This is a genomic window from uncultured Treponema sp., assembly GCF_946187725.1.
Taxonomy (GTDB): domain Bacteria; phylum Spirochaetota; class Spirochaetia; order Treponematales; family Treponemataceae; genus Treponema_D.
The window spans coordinates 1-25,646 of record NZ_CAMHSK010000040.1; the positions used below are offsets into that span (position 1 = coordinate 1).

Sequence of the window (25,646 nt, forward strand, 5' to 3'; positions counted from 1 at the left end):
TCTGGCTGTTTGCCTTGAGCAAGCGGTCATGCTGGTCAGCAACTTTTACGAACCAGCTTCCAATTCCGCGGTAAATGAGCGGAGATGAACATCGCCAGCAGTGTGGATACTGGTGAAGAGTTGTTTCGCGTTTTACAAGTTTGCCTTCTTTTTTGAGGCGATCCATGATGTCTTTGTCAGCATCTTTTACGAAAACGCCAGCATAATCAGAGACTTCTTTTGTGAAGCGACATTCAGCATCAATTGGCTCAACGAAAGGAACACCTGAACCTGCGAATACCTTGCTGTCGTCTTCACCAAAGGCCGGTGCGATATGAACGATACCAGTACCGTCTTCTGTTGAAACATAGTCTGCATTCAAAAGGCGGAATGCACCTTTTACACATTTCTGACCGCTCTGCTTTTCACATTCAGAAGCATCCTTGAGAGCAGCAAAATATGGGAAAAGCGGTTCATATTCGGCATCAAGGAAATCGACACCCTTGTGGCGATAGATGATTTCGTAATCTTCAGCATTCTTGTAGTAAGAAGAAAGGCGTGCTTCGGCAAGAATATAGAAATCACCTGAAGATTTGTCGAGAATTTTTACATAGTCAATTTCTGGTCCCATACAAAGACCAAGGTTTGAAGGAAGAGTCCATGGAGTTGTTGTCCATGCGAGGAAATAAGTTTTTCCGTTGGTCATTTCATCATCTTTAAATGCAGATGGTGCCTTTGTGACCTTGAAACGGATTGTAATTGCAGGATCCTGTTTTTCTTTGTAGCCCTGTGCAAGTTCGTGAGTTGAAAGGACAGTCGCACATCGCGGACAATATGGAAGAATGTACTTGCCCTCGTAAATCATGCCCTTGTCCCAAAGAGATTTTGCTACCCACCAGATAGATTCCATGAAATCTGGATTCATGGTTTTGTAGTCATTGTCAAAATCAACCCAGCGGCCCATTCGTGTAATTGTTTTGCGCCATTCTGAAGTGTATTTGAGAACAGAAGCACGGCATTTGTCATTGAAATTCGCGATTCCATATTCTTCAATTTCGTGCTTAGAATTGATTTTGAGTTCTTTTTCAATCAAATTTTCAACTGGGAGACCGTGACAGTCCCAGCCAAATCGTCGCTCGACTTTTTTACCCTTCATGGTCTGATAACGGGGAATAATATCTTTAATAGTAGAAGGGATAAAATGTCCAAAGTGAGGCAGACCTGTAGCAAACGGTGGGCCATCATAGAAAGTGAAGTCCTCTGCCCCTTCACGCTGAGCAAGCGACTTTTTGAATGTGTCGTTCTTCTTCCAAAATTCTAAGATTTCTTCTTCCTGCTTAGGGAAATTAACTTTTGCATCTACAGACTTGTACAAAATAATCCTCGTATTTGACGAAACAGACAGGCTGTTCCAAGATATTGCTACTAATTATAGTGATTTTTAATAGAAGAATCTATAGAATTTTTGACATAAAAAAACCGCAGTCAGGGTTGACTTTTCCCTTTCTGCGGCATTCATTGGAAAGCTATTAAGGCTTTAGTTTATCTGATTTTTCGTACAAATGAATCCTTGAATCCGTATCCCTTGAATTTTTCACCAACGGAACCGTACTCATCGATGTTCAGAGGTCCGACCATAACCTGATATGCAGTTTTTGCAGAATTCTGGACAAGAACAACAGGATATTTCATTGAATATTTATCAACAAAACTCTTGATGTTATCAGTGTTACCAAGTGATGCAACCTGAACATAATAGCTTCCGCTTCTCAGGTTCTTCAGTGACGGAACAACATAATTTGACCAGTCATTTGAAACAGCAGGTTTTGCGGCCACTTCTGTCGTAACGGCTTTTGGTGCTTCCTCAGCGATTTCAATATTCTCATCAACAGCCTTTTCTTCGCAAGGAACAGTTTCAATTTCCTGTGCGACAGGTGCCTTAGGTTCGGCTGGAACAAGAATTATCGGCTGATATGCATCGCTTTCTTCTGGTTCAGCAACAGCAATTTCCGGCTCTTCAGAATAAGGAAGCTCCTCACTTTCAAGTTTTTCAGACTCAGCACTTTCTTCAGCAATATACTCAAGCTGAACTTTTTCTTCATCAGTCGCAGGGATTTCTGCCGCAACGCTCTCTACTTTTTCATCAACAGCAAGGACCGGCTCTTCAGAAACAGTTTCTGACTCTGCTTCATTTGATTTTTCTTCAACGGGCGATTCTGTTTCAATCAGGACGACTTTCTGAACTTTATCATCTTCCTCAATCAAATCATCTTCAGCAACCTTTTCAAGATTCTCTTCAGGAAGCACAGGAATTTCTTCATAAACAGTCTCTGGCTCAACATCTTTTGAAGCCACCGCAGAGACGCTTTCAAGCACAGGAGTTTCTTCTACAGGCTTTTCTTCCACAACAGTTTTTTCTTCAGCAACAACAGGAATTTCTTCGAATTTTTCGCTGTCATTTTCATCAGCCGGAGTTTCGGCGATTACAGCAGTTTCTGCACTCTCTGGAACAAAACTTTCTTCAACTGCAGGAACTTCATTTTTTGCCGGAACAGTTTCTTCAGCAATTGCAGGATATTCTTCAAAATCAGCTTTTGTATCTTCTGATTTTTCATCTTCAATTACATCGCTCAAAACAGCTGAACCATTTGCATTTTCATCAAGGCTTCCAGAGCGCTTTGTAAGTTTTACCTGCACATTTGAATCAGGCTTGATTCTTAATCCATCGGCAGCTTCTGGAGAAAGAAGAATGGCAACGCCCTCACTTGGGTCAATCGCACCCAAAATGAGTACATCAACGGTACTTCCAGTAGCAGGATTCGTAACAGTTACGCTGTCACCTGGCAAATAACCGACAGTGCGTGCAAAAAGTCCGCGCGGCATAGTTCCGCTCTCAGCAACAACAGCACGGCCATCAAGAGAAGGACGGGCAGCAGCAAAGAGTGTGGCTACTGTAAAAATCGTAAGAATAAATATTGTAAGTTTTTTCATATTTTCCCTCTCTTACTATCTGTAATTCATTTGAGTATTGATTTTATATGCTACAAATCCGGCAAACTGCCTCAATCCGACTTCATTATTTGTCTTTTTATCTGCCTTTTCAGGAACCGCATTGCCTTCAAAAAGCTTTAGCCCAGTCGAAACAGCGTATGCCTGCCACTGAACTTTTTTAATGTTTTCCAAAAGAAGTCCGTCCGGGTTAGAAGAATCGTTAGTATTGTAAATAAGCTCTACACGAACCAGAACTTCCATTCCACCCTGACGATTTTCATCGAGAGAAGCCCGAAGAGCAGCCTTGTTTTTTTCATTGGTGTCCGAAATCCATACGGGAGAACTTGAAACAATGTCACCAGTGTCAAAAAAATAATCCGTAAGATTCTGCTCAAAAAGATAAGATGTAGCCCAGACTTTTTCCTGACCGGGATTATTCTGGATAATCTGAAACGACAACGACCTTGAGAAAGCCGCCGAAGCACAAAATAAGAACAAAACAGATATAATTGATTTTACCCACCTTTTATTCATAAAAAACCCCGTAAATTTTTCACTGTCTTTATGAATATCGGAATCAGAAAAAAAAAGTTTAGGAAATGAATATGGGCGTTCCCCGACATCTATGTCGGGTCAGGCTTTCCGCTGTTCCGCTAATCGCTTCATACCTTCGGTACGGCTTCGCCGCAGCTACAATCCTTAACGCAAAAATACTCAGGTAAGTCTATTTCAAAAGTCTTTGTTTTTCCGTCGCCAGTTGGAATCGTCAGACGGCTCGAACATAATAGAAGATTTTTGATTTTCAAGTGTTTTTTTATCAGTTTGTTCAATTTGAAGTTTCCGTGCTTATCGTCACCGCAGATTGGAGATGCAACCGAAGCAAGATGGATGCGTATCTGATGCATTCGCCCTGTACCGAGCTTGAGGTGAATTTTCGAGAATGAAACGGGAAGAAGACGGCTTGCCTCGTCATCTGGATTTTCAGAAAAAACAGGAATTTCAACCGTTTTAACTTCTTCAACTGTGAACTTTGTAAGGGCGGCCTGTTCCCGCTCATTTTTTCCGTTTTTCTTTATGACTGCCCCCGAAATAGTGCCAGATTTCTGTTTTTTCCCATTAATAACCGGCTCCCCGAAGCAAATTGCGGTGTATTCTTTTTGAACCTGCTTTGAGGCAATCAAGTCAATCCATTTTGAGGCAGCTTTTGGATTTTTGGCCACAACCATAAGCCCGGAAGTCTCTTTATCGAGGCGGTGCACAAGATGGATTTTGAAACCGACCTGTTTTGAAAATTCTTCGTCCAGTGGGTGCGAAATTCCCTGCCCGCCCTGAACAGACACTCCTGCGGGTTTGTTTATCACAAAAATCTCATCATTTTCAAAAAGAATAGGAATCTGCTGCATGAAGATATATTAGGTCGAATACCGACTTTTATCAACAACAGCCCCCTGGCGGAGAGCATGTTTTAATTGAAAATTGGAGATTCTTAAATTATAATTGATATATGAGAAAAGTTTTATTTTTAATCTGTGGATTTTTTATCTCGATTTCTGCTTTCAGTGAAATCATTACCTCGGAAAAATTTACTTACTCAATCGATTTTCCAGAAGGCTACGAAATCACCGACATGGAACAGGACGAAAGTTGTGTTATCTTCAAAAACAAATACTATCAGTCTCATGCACTCATCCGCGTCTGGCCAGAATCCAAATTCAAGTCAGCTGATTACGCACTCAAAAACACTCTTTCAAGGCTAAAATCAACTGCGGACTATTCAGAATGTGTCTGGCGAAGACAAAAATGCTCAATCGCCTCGTTTGAAAGCCCGCTACTCTTTCCAGATAGAACGGTGGCTTCTGGCTGGGGTGCGTGCATTCCGCTTCCTCAAAAAAAAGGCTATCTTTCAATCCTTTCATACACTCCCAAAAAACTTTTTGATGATTTATCGCAGGTCTTAATCTCGATTTTAGACTCAGTGTTGATTGACGCTGGAAGTTTTAAGGAACCGGGCCTGATTACCACAGCTTTTTATCCCCGTACCTCGCCCAAAACAATAAATCTTTCTATTAACAAGCACAAAATCAAAACTCAAATTGATGCTATTGACGCAGAAGCAAGCCAGTTTGTAATTGACAGAGAATTTTCTGTATTCTCGTTCTATGCGGCAAATAATCTTCCCGAAATGTATGATGCCTGGGTGCGTTTTTACAGACTTCTTGCACGAGATTCAATGGAAAGAGTCAAAAAAACATCGTTTGACATTTATTCCGCTTTAAAAGAAGAATGTGAAAAAAAAGACCCGGAAAATCCCGATGCCGCACTTGCACAAACATTGCTCTACTGGGCACAGGAATTCCGTTACGAGCGAAAATCTTCAACCTACGACAAGGCCGACATTGAAAGCATTCCTGAAATTCTTGAAGGTGGCTCAAGCGACTGTGACGGCCGCTCCCTTCTTCTAATGTGCATTCTCAAAAACTGCTCCATTGACAGCTGCATGTTTATTTCCGCACAATACAGTCACGCACTTTTGGGCGTTTTCCTGCCGGGTAAACAAGGGCAGACGATCAAAGTTGCTGATGAAAACGGCGGCAAGGATTATCTTGTTGGAGAAACCACTGCAAAAAATCTGACTTTGGGCATGATGAGTGCCAATATGACCGACCGCAAGAACTGGATGAGCGTAGAGTTGCCATAGATTCCGTTTTGTGCTATATTCTTGGATACAAATCGGGCTATAGCGCAGCTGGTTAGCGTACTTGTCTGGGGGGCAAGGGGTCACCGATTCAAATTCGGTTAGCCCGACTATTTATGATTTTAAACTCCTTGCATTGCAGGGAGTTTTTTTTTAATACAAGTCCTTTATTTCATTTAGCACGCGTTTTTTATCCATTGTCCAGAGCGGCGAAATCAGCAGGTTTTTAGGCGGGTCTCCCGTGAGTCTGTGAATCACACAATTTTCAGGAAGAATTTCGAGACTTTTTCTTAAAAGCAAAAAGTATTCTTCTTTCGAAAGAGTTTTAAGTTCCCCGCTATCGTACATTTCTGCAATTTTTGTGTTACGAAGTACATAAAGAACCGTGATTTTTATTCCCCAGAAAAGCTCTTTCTCCCGATTTTGCGTAGAATTCTGTTTTACAACAAATTTTATGCTATCAATCATGTCTTTCTCATTTTCACCGGGGAGGCCGAAAATCAAATGTGTAACAATATGAATTTTTTCGCTCGCAGAACGGATTTTTTGAACGGCAAGAATATAATCTTCGTTCGTGTAGCAGCGGTTAATCAAAAGACCAGTTTTTTCATTGCTGGTCTGAAGTCCAAGCTCAATCTGAACAAAATGATTTTCCGCGATTTCGGCGATTCCAGAAAGTATTTCTTCTTCAAGGCAATCAGGACGGGTCGCAATGGCAAGACCTGCAACATCAGAACATAAAAGTGCTTCATGGTATTTTGAAAGCAGAAGTTTTGAATCGCCGTAAGTTGATGTAAAATTCTGAAAATATGCGATGTATTTTCCTTTACGAGTTCCTCCCCTGCCCTTAATTTTTGATTCGACACGCTTTTTTGCAGATTCGACCTGCTCTTTTATTGAAAGCAGCCGCGAAGAAGCAAAATCGCCGCTGCCACTTTCCGAGCAGAAAATGCAGCCTCCAAAAGCTTTAGTTCCGTCCCGATTCGGGCAAGTGCATCCTGCGTCAAGAGAAAGCTTATATGTCTTTGAGCCGAATATTGACTCATAAAAATCGGACAACTTTATCAAAGAAATGCCCTGACTAGAACAATTTTTTTGCCCGCTTTATAAGAATTGAAATTCCAAAAATCATCTCAAGAATGAACGGAACTGCAATGCAAAGGACAGGAACGAGCGCAATTAATAGAAGATAAGGAATAATATCTTCCTGAATCATGCCTTTTCCTGTAATTTTTCCGAAAAAATGAACATGATCAAAAATAGTTGAAAAATCAAGCTGCCCCGAAAGAATCATCACACAAATCCAGGTCAAGGCCAAAAAGATTCCGCCCAAAGCTGTAATCAAAAGCCATCGATGCTCTGAGAACGAAGCGATAATCAGCGGAAGCAGAACACAAAGGAGAGTGCACACAATCCAGAATGAAGTGAACGGACTCGTAAACACGGAAAGCCAGACAAGGAATATAGTGAGCAGAGCGTAAATCCAGAAATTTTCGCTTCCAAAAAGAATATAGTAAAGGACAAGTGCAAAAATCGAGGCGACATTTACGATTATAAGCGCAAAGAGCGGAATTGACTGATAAAAAATACCGGCGCAGGCGATTCCAACAGACAGGAGAATTGAAAGGGTTTCAAGTCCCAACGAGAAGATGAAAAATCGGTCTTTTTTAGTCTTTTTTGCAAGGACAAAAGAAAAGAATTCGATAAAAACGAGAGAGGCAATTACAATGGCTGAACCAATCCAAAAATGTCTGAACGGGTTGAAAAGGAACGGCAAGAACAAAAAGATGACTTGAAAAGCAACAAACCAGTGGATTCGCTCTTTATCATTAAGGAAATACCAGAGGAAAAATGACGCAAGCGACAACGCACCAAGAATGAGACTTGAATTAAAAGTCAGAACGGATTTTCCCTGATATGCGAACACAATGGAAACGGCAAGCGCATACGAGAGAAGGATGATTCCACCGTAAAGCGTTTTGCTCTTTTTGACCTGCTTATTATCAATCTGCTTTATAGTTTTATTAACTTTTTTCGACGAAGAACGAGCATTGGCAACGCTGTAAAAAAGACAATTTAAGGCACATCCTGAGACCAGCAAAGCCGAATCCTTGACGGCAAGCGGAACGAACACAAGACATATATAAAGAATAATCTGCCAGTCTTTCGGCACAACATGCTTTTTGAGAAAATTGTTGTTCAAGAAAATCAAAACCGGAAGAATTACGCAGGCAAGCAGAAGAAGCTGCTTTTCTGGCGGCAAGATTATATGAGCCCACCAGACAGTAACGAATCCTGCAAGTGCACAGGCAAAAAAAGACTTAATGAGCGATTTTTGCTTATCTGAAAGCGTTTTCCGCTCCGTCCAGACGAATTCGGAACAAAAAATCACCAGTGCAAGAAAAAGCAAAGTCCACGGCAAAAAAGGTACAATGTTGTCATTGATAAAGTCTTTTAAAATCCACATAATATACTCCACTTTCTTTGTAAAGATTAGCACAGTTTTCAAAATAATGCAAAAGTGAGGCCAGCATGACTGTATTCGAAAAACTCTCAAAAGCTCAGGATTTAACCTACAGGGATTTTCAGAGCAAACTCGTTCCGAATATTCCAAAGGAAAGCATTATTGGTGTCCGCACGCCAGAACTAAGAAAAATCGCAAAGGAGTGCTTCGGCAGCGACGAGGCAAACGCATTTTTGGACAATCTTCCGCATCAGTATTATGAAGAAAATCTCGTGCATTTTTTTATGATTGCAATGATTAAGGATTTCGATGAATGTATCAGTCGGGTTGAAGCATTTCTCCCTTTTGTTGATTGCTGGCCAGTCTGTGACCAGGTAAGTCCAAAATCCTTCAAAAAGAATCACGAAAAGCTGCTTCCGTATATAAAACGCTGGATTTCAAGCCCGCATCTTTACACCGCAAGATTTGGCCTGCGCATGCTGATGAATGAGTTTCTCGATGAGGATTTCAAACCGGAATATCTGGAACTGGCAGCATCGGTAAAAAGCGATGAATACTACCTGAACATGATGGTTGCGTGGTATTTTGCGACCGCTCTTGCAAAACAATATGATGCGGCAATTGTCTTTATCGAAGAAAACAGGCTTAAACCGTGGACTCACAAAAAGGCAATTCAAAAGGCAGTCGAAAGTTTTCGTGTCAGTGATGAGCATAAGGCATACCTCAAAACTCTACGATAAGTAGCTTGCTTTCTGATTATTCAGGCTGTAATCAGTTACTGCGGGATTATTCAAGGCTAAGGAAATCTGAAAATGGAGATTAACACTTACAACGAATCGGATTTGCATTCTACTCTCAAAAAAATATATGCTCTCGAATCAAACGGCAACATGGAAGTAAAACTTGATGATACGCCATGGATTTGCGACATAATGGCTGAGGATGGAAGCATAATTGAAATTCAAACATCAAATCTTTCTGCCCTGACCGAAAAAGCCAGCTATATTCTGGAAACGGGCAGAAAGTTGAAAATCATTCATCCGATTGCGGCTGTAAAATGGATAGAACTCTACGACGGAAAAGGGAAGCTTCTTCATCGTAAAAAAAGTCCCAAAAAAATGACGATTTTTGATTCGCTCCGTTCAATGACACAAATCTGTCCGCTCTTTTTACATGAGAACTGTACGCTTGAAATTCTGACTTGTGAAATCACCGAAATGAGGCGGGAAACCCAAACTCCATGTCAGACTACAAACAAATCCCGCCGGCACTTGAAAAACTGGCTTCCAATGGGAAAAAGGCTGGATAAAATCATCAAAAAAGAAAGATTTTCTGAAAAGGAAGACTGGCTAAAACTGCTTCCCGAAGATTTACGCAAGTCTAGCAATGAAAAAGAGGTTCCGCTCACATTCCGCACCTGCGACCTTCAGAAAGCACTAAAAAGCGCCCATGGAGAAAAACTTTCCCGATGGGCTGCCCTTTTGATATGGATTTTTGCAAAAATGAAAATCCTTGAAGCCAAAGAAATCAAAGGAAGAAGCAAATTTTACGCTATAAGCGCCTAAGAGCAATGTCAGCTTTCGACCTTTAATTTTCCTTCGCGTTCCTGGATTTCACGAAGGGAATTTTTTATGCTTTCAAGGATTTTGACAACATTTTCATCGTCGGAAGCAAGGGATGCAGCATTTTCTTCCATGAACTTCTTATATGCAAGTTCTCCAAGCTCAGCCTTGTCTTTTTTAATCTGAGACTTTAACTGCTGGATTTCGATTTTCAGAATGCTCTCGTCTCCGAATTTAGAGACAGCCTTGCCCGCCTTATCAAGAGCCTGTTTAGAAGCCTCTACGCTTTTATTCAAATATTCCTTAATATCGTCTCTGGTCATAGTTTCTCCTGAAAAATTGCTGATTTTTCACTGCACAGTACTAATTATAACTCACATCCTCTTAATTGCAAGCAAAGTCAAGTCGTCTGCCTGAACATCTTCGTTAACGCCAGTGTAATAGATGTAGTTTGTCTCGCCCTCATCCACCTGATTCGAGCAATAATAGTCGTAGCGGTTGAAGTATTTTTTAAGGAAAGCGTCAATCTTACGGTCAATTTTGATTCCGTCGCCAGAAATCTGAATTACGGTCTTTCTCTTGCCGTCCAAGTCCATTTCTGTTTTTTCTACCCTTCCCTTTGAGCCGGGTTTCTTATACATTCGGAATACTTTTTCAACGGCGGTAAGTGCGATAATTACATCTTCAATAGTTCCCTCGCATTTCGTGAAGTCGAATTCAAGTTTTTCGTCAGCAATCGGTGCGTGATACTTTTTGAGGACATATTTTTTACGGTTCAAGACCGATTCAATCACATCCTGAACGCGGCTTGGCTCCATCTGCTCTGATTTTTCGCCCTTTTTATGCGTTGCGTGAACATCCCCGTCTTTCAGGCCGCCTTCATCACAGGCAATGATTTCAAAATCAGAATTTCTGAAGAATCTGGTTGATTCTTCAATGCCGTCAGTATAGAGGAAAAGCACATCGTTTGCCTTGAGCTTGATTTTTTCAACTTTGTAGCCGCCCTTCATTTCGACAAGGAAACTCGGAAGCGGACCTGCCGCCGGAGCTTCATGAAGAGTGATAACCTTGATTTTCTTTTCAACGCTGTCAAAAACACGCAGAATGTTATCGCCAGCATTGCAGGTATAAACATCGCCTGTTTTCGTGTCAAAAAGACAAATCATCATGGCCGCAAATTTACCGCGAAGTCCAAGAGACTCAATAAAATCATTTATATCTGCCGCAAGAAGATTCAGTTTTATTCCGTTTTTCTCAAATTTCCAGTCCGCAAAATATCTTCGGAAAATGGTCGCAACAATGGTCATGATGAGAGCCGCAGGAACACCGTGTCCGGAAGCATCGCACTTAATGAAGGCATACCATCTGTCATCAAGCTTTTTATAATCAAAATAGTCTCCGGAAACCGCATCAGTTCCTTCGTAATAACCGTAAAGCTGAATCTCCTTTTCTTTAAGCTCTGCAACCGTCTCCTTTTCAGTTCCCTCGCTGACCAGAGGAATAAAGGCTTTTTGAACGGCCTGACCGTCAAGGTTCATGATGCTCATTTCAGCAGCTTCTGCACGAGCCTTTGCTTCTTCTGCCTGAGCGCGTGCTGCCTTTTCCCTTTCGATTGCCGCCCTTTGTGATGCAATTTTTGCCCTTTCCTCATCCTTTGCACCTTTAACAAGGCCCTTGGTCATTTCATTTACGGAATCGCCCAAAGTTCTTAGTTCATCATGCGAAGTGATTTTAATTTCAACGCCCTCAAGGAGCAGTTTGTTTTCTGTTTCGGTAATCTTTTTAACATGAGAGACGACACGCCGAATCGGTAAAACAATCAAAGAAGAAAGCGAGAAGGCCGAAAAAAGACCGATTATTGCCGCAACGAAACCAGCGATAAACGCGATTGACATTACAATTCGCTGCGATGACTCAATCTGCTTCAGGAGAGTTTCCGTCGAAACCTGCATTATAATCATCGCCTGCAGGAAATTTTCCCTGTCATTGCCTTTTTGATACATGACCGGCCAGAAGAAATAATATTCGGTTACGCTGGAATCAAGAGCAGTGTCAGACATATCAGGATAAGAGCTGAATCGGCTCGCTGAAAGTTCATTGAGTTTTTTGAAAATGACCGCAGAATCAATATCCGTCGTTCTGAGTTCCAAATCTGCGACGAGGATTTTTGCCTCAGAATTCAACTCGTTGCATTTTGCCTTATATAAGTTGTCGGCAGGCGTAAAACGGACAGTACCCGCATCAAAAACACTTTCGTTTATTCTCTGCAAAATTTCATCATCATTGGTAGCCCATACATAATCAAGCGGGCGGCTTCCGTCGCTCAAAGTCTTTCCGTCAATTTCATGGCTCAGAATTGTAGCGAATTTTGACTCAGCGAAGTTGTCAACCTGATTAACGATTGCGCCCAATTCAACAAGTTTTTCGCGTCCGTCATCAAGATAAGACTGAACGCCGCTGGACATATTTCCCATAACGACCTTAACGCGGTCTTTCAGTCCGGCAATCAAAATCCTTTCCTGAGTGTTCGACATCTGATATCCAATCGCGAGTGCTACCCCCGCAACGATAAAGAGCAAAAGTGCCGTAATAGCAAAACCGAATTTCATCCTCAGCGAGAACTGTACTTTTATCTTCGATTCCATTCTCTCAAGTTCTTCACTCATATTTTCTCCTGTTACGATTGAAACGACATCTTTTCGGATTTTAAATATATCTTTTGCAGTCAGGACAAGTCCACGGCTGCATACCAGAATTCCAAGCAGAATAAAGAGCATTATAATATAGAAAAGAATTCTCTCGCTTTCTATGCTGAATTCTTTTATCGCTAGAGGAACGCTTTCCCACACCGGCTCAAAATTATAGACCTTTTCGTATTTGACTGTACCGTTTTCTTTTATTAAAAGAGCTTTTCCCCAGGCCGACAATCCGCGTTCAGAATGACGAATTTGAACGGTGTAGTTTCCGGCTTTCATGCCTTCAATTTTGATTCCGACAATCTGTTCATTTTCATTTTTGATTTTTTTAACAGAATAATCGCCGTCCTTTAAGTTGAAGACATATTTTTCTCCACTCTGCCTTTCAGTAAAGAGAACCTGAGAAATCTCGCCGTCGTAAGAAAATTCCTGACCACTGATTGTAATGTAGACATTGCCCAAATCATCGCTCTGTGCATCAACCTTGCTTATTAATGTTGCCGCACGGTACTTGTTGAGGAAAAGAACGCAACTTTCGGGCTCACCAGCATTTCCGACCGAATCGATGGCACGCACTGAAAATACATAAAGTCCATTGTCACGGTTTCTAAAGGAGACAGAAGATTTTGTTCCCTGAATTTTTGATGAAGGAATCTTTGCCTTAGAAAGATTCTGAGCGTTTTCATCAAGAATCGATGAGAGCAAGACTTCACTTTCTTCGTATGAAATGGCAAATTTTTTACGGCGTGTAACAGCAAGTTTTTTATCGAGTGAGGCAATTTTTGTCAGCGACCAGGAATAGCCGGCCACATCATCGGATTCATCACTGTTTTTCCACGAAAAAGCTATGTCGTTTGAAGAAGCAAAGCCCCATTCATCCTTTTCATAGGAAATTTCACGCACCTTTTTAGGAGCAGTCTGATCAAAGTAATATTCCAAAACCGCAGTATCAGACCAGTTTCCAGCCTTATCAAGGACAGCCGCCTTAAAATAAAGAATCTGATCGCCTTCAAGCCCTTCAGGAATTTTTGCCTGAATCAGATTGTCAGTCACGGTTTTAAACTGAGCGCCAAGCATGTCTTTTTCTGGCTGCTGCTCACTGTCAAAAGTCCACAATGAAGAATATCCTGCGATTCCAGAAGAATCTTTTGGCATAATAACCCGCACGGACGGATTTTTTATGTTTGACCGTTTCTTGGCCTTGAAATTCTTTGCAGAAAGTTCTGGGAGTGCGACATTAAAATCTTCATCAAGAATCCTGATTGTCTGCCGTCCGTCTTTTTCTTCCTGCCAGACCAGAGAAAGAAATTCCCTCTCCCCCATAAAAGTAAGCGGACATGGAAAGCTGTGTTCACTGCTCTTGTCCTGCCGCAGCAAAACGGAATCAACTTCAGCCCACTGAACGCCAAGGTTTTCCGAAAGATGAACATTGTTATGACCGTTTCTATCATCGAACCACAGAGCGAAAAATTTGTTTTTAAAGAGAAAAAGCGAAGGTCTGCGGGCATTTCCAAATTCACTCAAAAGCTCAACATCGTTTCGGTCAGTGATTTTTCCGTCATCGGACAAAGGCGAAACGATTATTGAGGCACTGTTTCCAGTTTTGCTTGTCCTCTCCCAAATCATTTTAGTCTCTTCGCCGTCACTCAAAACAAAAGGACGGAAATTCTTGAAATTCAGGTAAGATTCAGAAGAATCCAGCATGGAAGATTCATCAGTTACCAGAAACGGTTCAGACCACTTTGAATCCCGCTCATTTTCCCGGAATGCGGCATAAATCAATGAAGTCGTAAAATCTTTTCCGCTCCAGCCCTCAAAAAAAACGAAATCACGCGAGCGAATCTTAACAAAAAATGGTGAAAATGCATTTGCGATTGATTCAGATGCCTCAAAAGATTTTAGCGGGCTCCAGTTTTTTCCGTCAGAAGACTCTGAATACAATAGCGAGAACGAGGATTCCATTGGAGTCTGACGGCCTTCACCAAGCGAAACAAAAAGAATGAATCCGCTGTCTCCCGACGCAAAAATTCTTGAAGAAGTGACTGTTTTTTCTGAAGCAGGGAATTCAAACGAAGAAAAAGAAGAAGCATGGTCCTCAGAAAGATAAACCCTCACAAGGCTCTTTGCCGTCGAAGAATCTAGAACAGAAAGCGCAACAGCCCCCGAAGGCGATATTGCTGCCGAATAAAGGTCAGGAACATTCGCGGCCGAATATTTGAAGCTATCGTTCAATGAAAAAGTCTTTGACCAGTCCAAAGAACCTTTTTTATGCTTCCAGGAAATTTTTATCTCCTGACGGCTTTTATCAACGCTCTCAAAAAAAATGTAGGCATCAGTTGAATCGCACAGCGTAACCGGGAAAAATGAATTCTTACCAGAAATTTCATGCAGGGAATCCCAGTAAAAACTTTCTTTCTGCTGTGCAAAAATCGGCATGGAAAGGAAAAAAATCAGTACAAAAAGCAGATTCCGTAAAATCTTCGGTCTTTGAGAATTGTTTTTCTGTTTGGTCATGAAAAATCCGCTCACATTCATAAAATCTGCCCCTAAAGTCGTTTCAAAAGACGGTTATACAAATCAACAACTTTACGGCTCTTTTTGGCCGGACCGCTGCTTTTTAGAAGACTGTCAAGCATTTTCTTTGCATCGTCAAAACGCCTCTGATTGAACAATCGTGCCGCCTGCGCGTACATTTTTTCGTCATTTTGAGAGAGAATCGCCGTGGCAGTCGCACCGATTTTGAGCTGAATTTCGAGTTTGAGCTCTTTTGCATCCCGGCTTGTTCCATCGATAGAAATAGCTTCATTTGCAAGAGCAAGCGCCTTGTTCAATTTTGCCTCATCGTCACCCGCAGCCTTAAAGGCCTTTCTTGCCTCAGCAATCTTTGACTCAGCCGACTTTTTAACTTCCTTTTTGACTTCTTTCTTAGGGAACATTCCAAGCGAATCTTTCAGCCTGTAAATGTCATCCGCAAGCCCCGGAAATTTTGGATTGATTTCATACAAATCTTCCAAATCGGCAAGCTGCTCCCTCTTGTCGGACTTTTTTTTCGCTCCTTTGTATTGCTGCTCGAATTCTTTTGCGAAAGACGCCGGATCAAGTTCCTGACGGATTTTAAGTTCCAGAAGGCGCGCATCCTTGTTCAAAAGATAAACATTCTGCACATTATGAACATTTGCGAGTGCTAAATTGAACGCTTCCTTAGCTTCATCCACCTTTCCTTCGTTCTTTAATTTTACGCCCCTCGCAAAATTTTTGTCAGCCATATCAAGACTGTTTGAAAGCTCTGAATAATGAGGGTCAGACTGAAGCAAAACACGGCCGTAATTTATGGATTTAACGGTCTTAACGATTCCAAGCAATTCTTCAATTTCTGAATCCGGTTCAGTGCTTACGCCCGCCCATTTTGCAGACGCCGCCACAAGAAAGTTTTCGGCACTGTCAAAATCACTTGAATAATAAGAAGCCGTCGCCTTTTCCTTTAAATCGTATACTTCACGAAGAACCTTTGCGAACTGTTTCTGCTGAATATCCGTCGCAAGTTTGCTGAGTTTTTCTTCACGCATGGCCCGAATTTTCTCAGAATACTCAATATCAAGGGCTGCGGCAAATTTTTCGGACGAATTTTCAACGGCAAGATTCGCGGCATCAAAATCATCTTTTTTGAATAAAGAGAGGGCAAGGTCATACTGCTCGTTTGCTTCACGGACAAGGCTCTCATACAGACGGATTTGAGGAATTGCCGTATTCAAAACATCTTTTACGCGACCGTGAAGATTTTCAAAATCTTTTATCGATTTTTCGAGACTTGCAAGTCCCTTTCGGTAATCACTTTCCTTTTCGCGATATTCTTCACCTGCGGCAAGAAGATTTTTCTGATTCGCGAATTCGCCTAGTTTTGAAGAAATTTCAACCTTCAGCTTTTCAGCACTGGCTTTTGCCTCGACGGGATATTTTTTGACAAACGAAGCCTCCTGAAACTCATTTTCGCTGGAAGCAGATTTTTTTCCGCCATAAAGCAGACGCTCACAATCCAGATAAAGTTTTTCGTAGTCAGAATATGACTTGGAAGCGTTCTTTGCATAAACCTGTGCGAAATATCCCCAGAGTTTCTGCGCAAATTCAGCGGCTTCATCATAGTTCTGATTATTAAGTGAAACGAAATATGAAATTGCAGCACGGAAATCAAGCATTTCATCTGAAATCTGCACGCCAGCGGTGTTCCTTTTCTGCGCGTTTTGAATCTTTAAGCTGCCACCAGTCACGGCAATCAATTCAGCAATTTCGCGCTCTCTCGCATCTTTTTCCTCAAAGACCCTTTTCTGTTCTTCGGCCACATCTTTTACAAGCAGGTTGTAGGCTTGCGAATCCTTTTTTATCTGCTCGAAATAATTCAATTTTTCAAGATTTGAGGCAAGCATGGTTTCTGAAGAATCGTTTTTGCTGATTTTTTCATGATTTTTTTTGATTTCGGCAAGTTTTTCTGCACTTGAATAAGAAAGCGACAAATCAGAAATAAATTCACTGACAAAGCCCATTGAAGAAGAATAAACCGAATGCTTATCTGCGACAGAAGTTCCGTCTGGATTTTTAACAAGGCCGTAAAGGGCATGAAGGGTCCTAGCAGACTGTGCATAAGCTTTTGACTGAGACACATTCTGAAGTTCAGCAGGAATATTTTCTGCAAGCGAGTAAATTTTTGGAACCGGAAGATTTTTGAAAACCGAATCCAAGAGCGCAAGCACGACATCATTCGTCCTTGATTTCATTGATTCAACGCGATTGTTGAAGTAAGCGTCAAAGGCACCGATTATACCCGTATCAGGATTAGATTCATCGCCAAGGACAAATTTTTTGTAAAAAGTAATGTAAGATGTGCCTAAAAGCAGCGGATTTCGCTCATTTGCAAGAGCATCTGTTTTCTCAAGAACAAGGCCTTCATCCATAATTTTGTTTCTGAGTTCGGCAAATTTTTCAAAAGAAGAATTAACTTTTCGGAGCGATGCACTTACGGAATCAGCATTGCCAGATGAAACTGCAAGAAGATATTCATTATACGCCTTTTCACATTCATCGATTCTGGCCGTCATGCCGCCAAAAGTCCGGCTCCCAGCCACAAGAGAACGCACATTGCTGACGGCTTTTTTTGTAGGATTCGTGATGTCGCTTTCGTAAACGACGATTTTACCTTCAGCACCGGATTCACTGTCCATTTCAAAAACAATGTCGGAAAACTCGTTTTTAAGAGAAAAGCCTTCTTCGAATTTAGTGGCAGCCGCATAGAATTTCCCTTTTCGGATAAGCTCACTGCCTTCAACCATGATTCGGTTGTACTGAGAAAGGACTTCGCCAAGAGTAACCGTCCTTCGAGCAAGATTCGTAAATTCAAAGACCGTACTCGTGGAATTCTGCTCCAGCTTTTCAAGTTCCGTAATCTTAGTAAGTTTATCCGTGTGAGATTCTTCCCCTGCCCTGATTACATTCACCAAATCCTCGGCACCCTTGTTATAAGCCTCCCTCTCTTTCATGATTCTATTGATACGCTTTTGGGCACGATCAAAGTCATTTGGGTAAGCGGCCATGTATTTTGTAATTGCACGCAGGGCACCATTATAGTCAGTTGTATCAATCAAAAAATCAATTTGCGTCAAAGACAAAATTTCTTCTGCACCGTCTTGTGCCGTCTGTGGAAAACACAGGGCAGAACAGGGAAGAGAAAGCAGAACATAAAAAGCAAATCGTTTAAAATCCATTTAAAGATACAATCTTTTAATTTTCGGTTAAAAATTTAACTCAGGCAAGAATTTTATCCGAAAATACATTATACTATAATATGATGAAAAAATTCCTCTATATTATACTTTTTTTCATTTTTCTCTACCCTGCTCATTCACTTGAGCTGACGGACATTGAATCCACTCTTGCAGACATTTTTTCATCATCAATCGATCCTAACGAAGGCAACACGGTTTTTCGCTCTTTAAACATTCCTTCTGGCGGGCGCACTGAAGCCTTAGGAACAGCCTTCACAGCCCTTTCAGACGACATAAGTTTTTTTGATTACAATCCGGCCGCAAGTGCAATTCTCTCAAACAGTGAGCTTGCCGTCTATCACAATGCCTGGATTTCAGATTCCGCCTTAGAAACGCTGGCATTCACTCGCAGAGACGGCAACCTTGGCTACGGAACCCAGCTCAAATGCTTTTATGTTCCGTTCACTGAATACAATCTCTATGGAGACAGAGTTGCCGGAAGCTATTACAGCGAAACTTCACTAACCTTCAACACCGCATACAATTTTCTCTCAGGCTACAATTTCCGTGGAATCGCTGTCGGTGCGAATGCAAAAGTCTCATGGAGAAGCATTCCTGACTACACGGATAATCGCGATGATTCAATCATTTCCGGTTCCGGGCTTGAACAGTCGGCACTTGGGCTAATGGCAGACGCAGGGGCCATTGTCAGATTCAATTTCTTAAAGCTCTATCAGGACAGAAATCCGAATTTCAAAGCAGGTCTCGCACTCAACAATTTTGGCATCGCACTTACAGGATTCGGCTCATCAATCAAAAAAGACGATGATACGCCAGCCCGGCTTTCAGCAGGATTTTCATACAGAATTTACCCAAGGCTGCTTTTCACAAGCGAAATCAGAAAACCGATTCTTTTAAGCGATTTTTCTTCAAGCGGGAAACTTTCTTTCTGCACAGGCATTGAAGTCAATGCGACAGAAACTTTCGCATTTCAGCTGGGATTTTTGCTTCAAGGCGCAAATCCACGCTTCTCGCTTGGCAGTGAATTTGACATCCGCGGAATCAAAATGGATATCGCATATACGCTTGATTTGACAAGTTCTGCAAATCCAGTCAATCACATAAGCCTGAGCGCAAAAATTTCGTTTGGAGACCGTGGAAGAAAAGCCGCAATGGAAAAGGTCGATGAATATTATATTGAAGGACTTAAACTTTATGCTTTCGGTGATTACGACGCGGCAATCCTCAAATGGGATGAAGCAATCGCAATCGCAAGTTCATCACCGCTCAACATGAAGTTTGAACCAGCGATTCTTGCGAGAGACGCTGCCATCAACTTCAATAAACAAAAAAACGAGCTGGAAAATCTATATTCCATCTCGTTTAAGGATTAAGTTTATTCTTTTTTGCTTATTTTTTCGGTGAGAAAATCCTGAAGTTCATCCATGGGAAAATCAGATGTTCTTTCTCAAGTTTTGTAAGCCATTCCGTACTGACAGAGTTTGAACCCAAAGCATCAAAAACAACCATGAAAGCTTTGATTGACTCCTTAAAACGCATAGTCGCGTATTCAGGGAAGAAGCCGTCGTGAATCATTTTTGCCCATTCACCGCTCTGTGCAATCATCAGCTCTTTGGCACCTAGATTCAAAAGCCTGACCTTTAAGCCTGTTTCATTCGGGAAGCGGTCTGACAAATCAACCATTCGCTCGCACATTTTTCGTGTGTATCGAATCATCCAGCCATTAGTGCTGTCAAGCAAGTCTTCGCCATAGCTGTTGCCCTGTGCCGCTCCAGGATACGGAGTGATTTTCTGCAAAACGAAAGGATTTCCAACAAGAGGCGCAAGAGTCGAAAGCTCAATGTCTTTTTCAGGAGCCTTACGGATAATGCTTTCAAGCCAGTCAATTCCTTCAGCCCATTCCTGACCGAGCGTTTTTGCCTCAATCACGCACTGAATCATCGGAGATTTGATTGTCGATTCAGCCATGCACTTTTCAGCTTCGTCAAGTTTTACTTTTTTGCTTTCAAGGAATGAAACCGCATCTTTTTCAGCCTGCAAACGAGCGGCTTCTGCATCGTAAACACCGTCATCGTCCTTATTCCAGTAGCGATAATATGAAGGGATTCGGGCATTTCCGTCTTCTATGAAGCCAGATTCTTCAAGCTGCTCATTTGAAAGCTCGAATGCAACATCCTTTCCCTGATTTTTGTAAACTGAATTGGAAGCAAATCCCTCTTCACCAAGAATGTCTTCTGGTGTGTCAGAATCCTGGCAGAAAAGCGCAAGAGATGCCTGAGAAAGAGTTTTGTTGCTGTCCAAATCACAACGGACAGGAGAAAAAATTCCATTTTCCGGAAGTTTTTCACTGAAAAGCATGGAACGGATATCAACAATAGTGTATCGGAAACCGTAAGAACGGAGAACTTTTTCAATACCCGGAGTATAGCCCATGAACGGAAGATAAAAACCATCAGGGTTGCTTCCAAAAAAGTGCCTATGAGAATAAAGACCAGTTTCAACCTGAGCATTGAGGATTTCTGTCATGTCGCCGTAATGAGGCAGGAAAGCGTAAGTTCCACAAGTTGCAAGAAGTTCAAGATTGCCTTTTTCAGCGAAATATGCGAATTCTTTCAGAAGATTCTGTGAATAAGTCTGTGTGAAATCAGACAAATCTTTTTGAGCCTTCTGAAGACATTTTTCTGCATTTTCAAGAAGCTCAGGTTCATCAGCAAGACGCTTAATCTCGCTTTCTCCAAAAGCAACTCGTTTCTCAAGCCATTCAACAAACTGTGCTTTTATAAGGCTGTCATCCAAAAGAGAGCATAATGACGGCGAAAGGGCCATTACAAGCTTAAAATCAACTCCATCATCCTCAAGTCTGTGGAACATATTTAACAGCGGAAGATAAACCTGTGAAATTGAGCCAAACAAAATATCATTCTGAAGGGCATAAGCTTTTCCGTCTTCATGACGGATATATCCCTGATGGGCGACCAAAGTTAAAACAAGATTCTTAGCCATTTTTACGACTACTCCACAAAAGACTGTCTGTATTTTTCATAATGAGATTTCAACAATTTTTTCAAACCAGAAAGTTCCAGAAGTTTTGGGAATTCCAAATTCTGTCCCGGAAATGCCTTTGAAAAAATTGCCGGAGTTTTTGGAAGTTCCATTTTTACAGAAGTTTTGAGGCTGTCGCTCGTGCCATCGCTGAAAAAAGCCACCAAATCAACGCGGAAGAATTTTTTACCGGCTTCAAGAAGAATATACTGCTCGCGGTCACGCAGGGAAATCTGCAAGTCATAATACTCAAGAGGAGCCGTATCTTCTTCGTTCTCAAAATAAGAAATCCTGAGAACCAGATTTCTGAAACGATTTGACTCAGAAATCTTTTTGAGTCCTTCAGCGTTTATATCCCAGTAAACAAACGCCCAGGCCGGATTTCTGAGGATTACGGAAATTTCTGTCTCATTGAAAGACGACGGAAGTTCCAGATTAGCTTCCGGGATTTCTCCATCCTCATTCATCTCTGGTACTGGCGGAGGAGTCTGATTGAATTCCTGTGCAACTTCAAGAAGCTCCCCGATTATGAAACGACGATTGAGATTGTCAGGAATATCAATTCCGTAGTCATCAGCAAGTGCAATCAAATCAGCAGAAGACAAAGTCTCAAGATGGGCAAGGGTCAAAATTTTATTATCCATATTTTCCATTTTTTTTACTTGCACCCATTTTCTTAAAAAACAGAATAAAAATCAAGTGTATAAAGGTGTTTTAAAGAAAAGTCACATTTACTTGTATTTTAGACGCAAAAATCTTGAAAAAAATCAATCATAGGGTAGAATAATATGAAGACACTTTTCACAATGCACCCAGGGAGAAGAATATCGTGGATCCAATATTTGCCAGCGAAAAGCTCTGCGACTTTGTAACGAGCATCCAGAAGACAGTTTTCTCACTTGATGACATGATTGATTCAATCAATCTTGCACTACCCGACCTTGCAGAAGAAATGCTTTTAGGAAAACTCAGCGTACAGCTGAACACACCGCAAAGTGTCTACGAGCCACTTGGTATCAATCGAGAAGTTCTGAGCTACGAAAATCCAGAAGGCTTTGAAAACGACTCATACGAAAAAAACTTTATCACCGAAGAACACGGTAAAATCATAATCGCCGCATATCTCAAAAAAGGCGCAATCTGGACCCCCGCAAACAAAAAGGCAATAGATTTTTTTGTTGACCTCACATACCTTCTATGCAGCCGGGCACGACTCTTAAAACTCATGTCAAAGGTCAAAACGACAGATGCCCTCACTGGCTGTCTGAACCTGCATGGTTTTCAGGAAATTGTGGGCGAACTTCTCTCTCTTGATGAAATTCATAATTTTGCCGTCATCTTCATAAATTTCAAGAATTTCAAATACATCAACCGAAAAGTAACTCCCGATAACGGAGACATAATTTTAAGAAAATACAGCATGATGGTGATGGGCTTTTTGGAAAACGAAGGCTACATATCGCGTCTCGGCGGCGACAATTTTCTTGTACTGGTCACAAAACATACGCTAAAAGATTTTCTCAGATTCATTCAGCAAATCTCCATAACAGTGAACAATAAAGGCGTCATGGAAGATGTGAAAATCAGCATCAGGGCCGGTGTCTACGAAGCTGATGAAGAAACAACTTTCGGTGATATCATGTCAAATTCAGCCGTTGCACTTACTGCCGCCCGTCATTCAAAGGAACACGACATAATCTTTTTCAGGCACGAAATGCTCGAAAAAGCACTGCACGACAAGGGAATCTCCAATATGTTCATGGATTCGCTTGCAAAGAATGAATTCAAAGTCTACTATCAGCCAAAAGTTGATTTGCGTACGAACAAACTTTGCGGCTGCGAGGCTCTTTCGCGCTGGTACGCACAACGGCAGATTCTTCCTTCAGAATTCATTCCAATCCTTGAAAGCGAAGGCACAATCAAAAACCTTGACTTTTATGTCCTCAATATCGTATGCAAAAATATCCGGGAATGGCTCGATAAAGGCATAGAACCTGTTCGAATTTCAACTAATTTCTCAAAACTTCACCTTTCAGATGAAAGATTTGAAGAGCGTATTATCGAAGTTCTAAAAAAATATGATGTAAATCCAAGCTATCTTGAACTGGAACTCACGGAACTTTCCGACTATCAGTATTTTGACAGATTGGTCAGATTCGTAAACACAATGAAAACCGCCGGTTTCAAGATTTCGATTGATGATTTTGGTACGGGCTATTCATCAATGAGCCTAATCCGAAACCTCAACCCCGATGTAATCAAACTTGACAAATCCCTTATTGATAATGTAGCTGCCGGGGATAACCAAAAATCCAAAACTGACCGTGTAATAAGCCGCTCAATCATAAATATGGCTCACGAACTCGGCATCAATGTAATCGCAGAAGGCGTGGAAACTAAAAAACAGGCCACTTTCCTCAAAGAAAACAACTGTCTCATGGCACAAGGCTTCCTTTTCGATAAAGCCCTTGAACACGATGAATTTGAAAAACGACTGATTTCCCCTGAATACGAGATATAGAAAGTTAGCGGTGAGCAAGTAGCGGTGAGCAGTGGAAAGCCACACTTCTCTGTAAAGCCTTAAAAGCGAAAATAAAAACAGAAAATGCAAAAAAAAAAAAAGCGGTCGGAGTCAAGGTTGCGACACAAACTCGCCTGAGCTTTGCTCACAGCGATGTTTGATGACGCGTTCTCGACGCGAGCACATTTGTTGTCGTGCTCACTTGTAGACCGCTTTTTTTGTTTATCTAGCTATTGTTTTTTTTGCTTAGAAGCTTCCTGCAACTGCAACAGCACAAGCTACTGTACAACCAACCATTGGGTTGTTGCCCATGCCCATGAAGCCCATCATCTCAACATGTGCTGGAACTGATGAAGAACCTGCGAACTGAGCGTCTGAGTGCATACGACCCAAAGTATCTGTGAAGCCGTATGAAGCTGGACCTGCAGCCATGTTATCCGGGTGCAATGTACGACCTGTACCGCCACCAGAAGCTACAGAGAAGTATTTTTTACCGTTCAAGAGGCGCTCTTTTTTGTATGTGCCTGCAACTGGGTGCTGGAAACGAGTTGGGTTTGTAGAGTTTCCTGTGATAGAAACATCAACATCCTCGTGCCACATGATTGCAACGCCTTCGCGAACATCGTCTGCACCGTAGCATTTTACGATGAGGCGGTCTGGGTTTGAACCGTATGGGATTTCTTTTACAACTGTGAGAGCCTTGTCTGTACCCTCGCCGTTGAAGTAGTCGAATTTAGTCTGAACATATGTGAAACCATTGATTCGGCTGATGATCTGAGCAGCGTCTTTTCCGAGACCATTGAGGATAACGCGGAGCTTGTTCTTGCGAACTTTGTTAGCGTTAGCAGCGATTTTGATTGCGCCCTCAGCTGCTGCGAAAGACTCGTGACCAGCCAAGAATGCAAAGCACTGTGTCTCCTCAGAAAGAAGACGAGCACCCAAGTTTCCGTGTCCGAGACCAACTTTGCGGTCATCAGCTACAGAACCTGGCAAACAGAATGCCTGAAGGCCTTTACCGATGTTAGCGGCAGCTGTTGAACCAGTTTTGTCACCAGTTTTCTCAGCTTCTTTGATAGCGATTGCTGAACCGAGAACATATGCCCATTTAGCGTCCTCAAAACAAATCTGCTGTGTAGACTGACAAATCTCATAAGGATCGAAACCACGAGCTTTGCAGAGGTCACGAGCTTCGTTAAGACCAGCCTCGCCCTCTTTGAAACCATATTCTTTAAGAGCCTTATTCACCTGAGGAATGCGGCCTGCGAAATCTTCAAACAATGCCATTTTCTACTCCTTTCTTGGGTCGATGAGTTTAACCATGCCCTGATCAGCTGTTACACGACCGTAGTGTGTGCGAGCCTTCTCGATAGCTTCTTTTGGATCAACACCAGCTTTGAGAGCGTCCATCAATTTACCGAAGTTGATACAGTTGTAACCGATAATCTGGTTGTCTTTGTCGATTGCACATGTCTCAACATAACCTTCTGTCATTTCGAGGTAGCGAGGACCTGTTTTGCGTGTAGCAAACATAGTTCCGACCTGGCTTCGGAGGTTCTTTCCCAAATCTTCGAGAGAAGCACCAACTTTGAGACCGTCTTTTGAGTATGCAGACTGAGAGCGTCCGTAAACAATCTGAAGGAAAAGTTCGCGCATAGCAGTGTTGATAGCGTCGCAAACAAGGTCAGTATTGAGAGCTTCGAGAATAGTTTTTCCGATGAGGATTTCTGAAGCCATAGCGGCAGAGTGAGTCATACCAGAACAGCCGATTGTCTCGACCAAAGCTTCTTCGATGATGCCGTTTTTAACATTCAATGAGAGTTTGCAAGCACCCTGCTGAGGTGCACACCAACCGATACCGTGTGTGAATCCCGATACATCTTCAATTTTTTTAACCTGAACCCACTCGCCCTCTTCAGGGATTG

18 protein-coding genes and 1 tRNA gene are annotated in these 25,646 nt (G+C 41.9%); 6 read left to right on the forward strand and 13 right to left on the reverse strand.

Annotated features, from left to right (window positions below):
* From Q0Q74_RS11870 to Q0Q74_RS11885, 4 genes are all read right to left on the reverse strand, one after another.
* Positions 1-1,354, reverse strand: a 1,354-nt coding sequence (locus Q0Q74_RS11870) for a class I tRNA ligase family protein (protein WP_294431110.1), incomplete at its 3' end; no start/stop codon positions are given.
* 167 nt (positions 1,355-1,521) lie between these two features.
* Positions 1,522-2,970 (reverse strand): SPOR domain-containing protein, encoded by a 1,449-nt coding sequence (locus Q0Q74_RS11875; RefSeq protein WP_294431112.1) that lies wholly within the window; start codon positions 2,968-2,970, stop codon positions 1,522-1,524.
* Between the two features lie 15 nt (positions 2,971-2,985).
* A complete protein-coding gene (locus Q0Q74_RS11880) occupies positions 2,986-3,504 on the reverse strand; it encodes a hypothetical protein (RefSeq protein WP_294431114.1) in 519 nt (172 codons plus the stop codon).
* A 128-nt stretch (positions 3,505-3,632) separates the two neighbouring features.
* Complete coding sequence (locus tag Q0Q74_RS11885; protein ID WP_294431116.1) at positions 3,633-4,373, reverse strand: RluA family pseudouridine synthase; 741 nt, start codon at positions 4,371-4,373, stop codon at positions 3,633-3,635.
* Positions 4,374-4,474: 101 nt separating this feature from the next.
* Between Q0Q74_RS11885 and Q0Q74_RS11890 the strand changes: the two genes are divergently transcribed.
* Both Q0Q74_RS11890 and Q0Q74_RS11895 read left to right on the forward strand, forming a co-directional pair.
* Positions 4,475-5,668, forward strand: coding sequence for a hypothetical protein (locus tag Q0Q74_RS11890; protein WP_294431117.1), 1,194 nt, complete (start codon positions 4,475-4,477; stop codon positions 5,666-5,668).
* A 33-nt stretch (positions 5,669-5,701) separates the two neighbouring features.
* A tRNA-Pro gene (locus Q0Q74_RS11895) sits at positions 5,702-5,775 on the forward strand.
* A gap of 43 nt (positions 5,776-5,818) precedes the next feature.
* On the opposite strand, the gene Q0Q74_RS11900 is transcribed toward Q0Q74_RS11895, so the two are convergent.
* A complete protein-coding gene (locus tag Q0Q74_RS11900; RefSeq protein ID WP_294431119.1) occupies positions 5,819-6,733 on the reverse strand; it encodes a TIGR01212 family radical SAM protein in 915 nt (304 codons plus the stop codon).
* A 13-nt stretch (positions 6,734-6,746) separates the two neighbouring features.
* Positions 6,747-8,132: a hypothetical protein gene (locus Q0Q74_RS11905; protein ID WP_294431122.1), complete on the reverse strand. Its 1,386-nt coding sequence runs from the start codon at positions 8,130-8,132 to the stop codon at positions 6,747-6,749.
* 65 nt (positions 8,133-8,197) lie between these two features.
* Here Q0Q74_RS11905 and Q0Q74_RS11910 point away from each other — a divergent pair, with 65 nt between their 5' ends.
* Together Q0Q74_RS11910 and Q0Q74_RS11915 are read left to right on the forward strand one after the other, a co-directional pair.
* On the forward strand, positions 8,198-8,869 hold the full coding sequence (locus tag Q0Q74_RS11910; RefSeq protein WP_294431125.1) for a DNA alkylation repair protein: 672 nt from the start codon (positions 8,198-8,200) through the stop codon (positions 8,867-8,869).
* Positions 8,870-8,941: 72 nt separating this feature from the next.
* Positions 8,942-9,694: a hypothetical protein gene (locus Q0Q74_RS11915; RefSeq protein ID WP_294431128.1), complete on the forward strand. Its 753-nt coding sequence runs from the start codon at positions 8,942-8,944 to the stop codon at positions 9,692-9,694.
* A gap of 8 nt (positions 9,695-9,702) precedes the next feature.
* On the opposite strand, the gene Q0Q74_RS11920 is transcribed toward Q0Q74_RS11915, so the two are convergent.
* The 3 genes from Q0Q74_RS11920 to Q0Q74_RS11930 are packed head-to-tail and all read right to left on the reverse strand — an operon-like array spanning position 9,703 to position 18,140.
* Complete coding sequence (locus tag Q0Q74_RS11920) at positions 9,703-10,014, reverse strand: hypothetical protein (RefSeq protein ID WP_294431130.1); 312 nt, start codon at positions 10,012-10,014, stop codon at positions 9,703-9,705.
* A gap of 51 nt (positions 10,015-10,065) precedes the next feature.
* The gene (locus Q0Q74_RS11925; RefSeq protein ID WP_294431132.1) at positions 10,066-14,901 is read right to left on the reverse strand and encodes a SpoIIE family protein phosphatase; all 4,836 of its coding nucleotides are present in this window, start codon (positions 14,899-14,901) and stop codon (positions 10,066-10,068) included.
* Positions 14,902-14,933: 32 nt separating this feature from the next.
* Complete coding sequence (locus tag Q0Q74_RS11930) at positions 14,934-18,140, reverse strand: hypothetical protein (RefSeq protein WP_294431134.1); 3,207 nt, start codon at positions 18,138-18,140, stop codon at positions 14,934-14,936.
* 80 nt (positions 18,141-18,220) lie between these two features.
* On the opposite strand from Q0Q74_RS11930, the gene Q0Q74_RS11935 reads away from it, so the two are divergent.
* Positions 18,221-19,534 carry a UPF0164 family protein gene (locus Q0Q74_RS11935; RefSeq protein ID WP_294431136.1) on the forward strand — a complete coding sequence of 438 codons (1,314 nt, stop codon included), beginning with the start codon at positions 18,221-18,223 and terminating at the stop codon, positions 19,532-19,534.
* A 16-nt stretch (positions 19,535-19,550) separates the two neighbouring features.
* Here Q0Q74_RS11935 and Q0Q74_RS11940 read toward each other — a convergent pair whose 3' ends face one another.
* Together Q0Q74_RS11940 and Q0Q74_RS11945 are read right to left on the reverse strand one after the other, a co-directional pair.
* Complete coding sequence (locus tag Q0Q74_RS11940) at positions 19,551-21,164, reverse strand: 1,4-alpha-glucan branching protein domain-containing protein (RefSeq protein WP_294431137.1); 1,614 nt, start codon at positions 21,162-21,164, stop codon at positions 19,551-19,553.
* A gap of 8 nt (positions 21,165-21,172) precedes the next feature.
* Entirely contained in the window at positions 21,173-21,847 is a 675-nt protein-coding gene (locus Q0Q74_RS11945; protein WP_294431139.1) for a DUF4912 domain-containing protein, read from the reverse strand.
* A gap of 185 nt (positions 21,848-22,032) precedes the next feature.
* Between Q0Q74_RS11945 and Q0Q74_RS11950 the strand changes: the two genes are divergently transcribed.
* A complete protein-coding gene (locus tag Q0Q74_RS11950) occupies positions 22,033-23,724 on the forward strand; it encodes a bifunctional diguanylate cyclase/phosphodiesterase (protein ID WP_294431140.1) in 1,692 nt (563 codons plus the stop codon).
* A 246-nt stretch (positions 23,725-23,970) separates the two neighbouring features.
* Here Q0Q74_RS11950 and Q0Q74_RS11955 read toward each other — a convergent pair whose 3' ends face one another.
* Both Q0Q74_RS11955 and Q0Q74_RS11960 read right to left on the reverse strand, forming a co-directional pair.
* Positions 23,971-25,008 carry a GGGtGRT protein gene (locus Q0Q74_RS11955; protein WP_184657883.1) on the reverse strand — a complete coding sequence of 346 codons (1,038 nt, stop codon included), beginning with the start codon at positions 25,006-25,008 and terminating at the stop codon, positions 23,971-23,973.
* A gap of 3 nt (positions 25,009-25,011) precedes the next feature.
* On the reverse strand, positions 25,012-25,646 hold a 635-nt coding region (locus tag Q0Q74_RS11960), incomplete at its 5' end, for an iron-sulfur cluster assembly scaffold protein (protein WP_294431144.1).

Coding starts and splice junctions, on each gene's coding strand:
- Q0Q74_RS11875 (WP_294431112.1), bottom strand. CDS start 2,970: ATGAAAAAACTTACAATATTTATTCTTACGATTTTTACAGTAGCCACA.
- Q0Q74_RS11915 (WP_294431128.1), top strand. CDS start 8,942: ATGGAGATTAACACTTACAACGAATCGGATTTGCATTCTACTCTCAAA.
- Q0Q74_RS11920 (WP_294431130.1), bottom strand. CDS start 10,014: ATGACCAGAGACGATATTAAGGAATATTTGAATAAAAGCGTAGAGGCT.
- Q0Q74_RS11935 (WP_294431136.1), top strand. CDS start 18,221: ATGATGAAAAAATTCCTCTATATTATACTTTTTTTCATTTTTCTCTAC.
- Q0Q74_RS11945 (WP_294431139.1), bottom strand. CDS start 21,847: ATGGATAATAAAATTTTGACCCTTGCCCATCTTGAGACTTTGTCTTCT.
- Q0Q74_RS11910 (WP_294431125.1), top strand. CDS start 8,198: ATGACTGTATTCGAAAAACTCTCAAAAGCTCAGGATTTAACCTACAGG.
- Q0Q74_RS11885 (WP_294431116.1), bottom strand. CDS start 4,373: ATGCAGCAGATTCCTATTCTTTTTGAAAATGATGAGATTTTTGTGATA.
- Q0Q74_RS11930 (WP_294431134.1), bottom strand. CDS start 18,140: ATGGATTTTAAACGATTTGCTTTTTATGTTCTGCTTTCTCTTCCCTGT.
- Q0Q74_RS11925 (WP_294431132.1), bottom strand. CDS start 14,901: ATGACCAAACAGAAAAACAATTCTCAAAGACCGAAGATTTTACGGAAT.
- Q0Q74_RS11880 (WP_294431114.1), bottom strand. CDS start 3,504: ATGAATAAAAGGTGGGTAAAATCAATTATATCTGTTTTGTTCTTATTT.
- Q0Q74_RS11940 (WP_294431137.1), bottom strand. CDS start 21,164: ATGGCTAAGAATCTTGTTTTAACTTTGGTCGCCCATCAGGGATATATC.
- Q0Q74_RS11905 (WP_294431122.1), bottom strand. CDS start 8,132: ATGTGGATTTTAAAAGACTTTATCAATGACAACATTGTACCTTTTTTG.
- Q0Q74_RS11955 (WP_184657883.1), bottom strand. CDS start 25,008: ATGGCATTGTTTGAAGATTTCGCAGGCCGCATTCCTCAGGTGAATAAG.
- Q0Q74_RS11890 (WP_294431117.1), top strand. CDS start 4,475: ATGAGAAAAGTTTTATTTTTAATCTGTGGATTTTTTATCTCGATTTCT.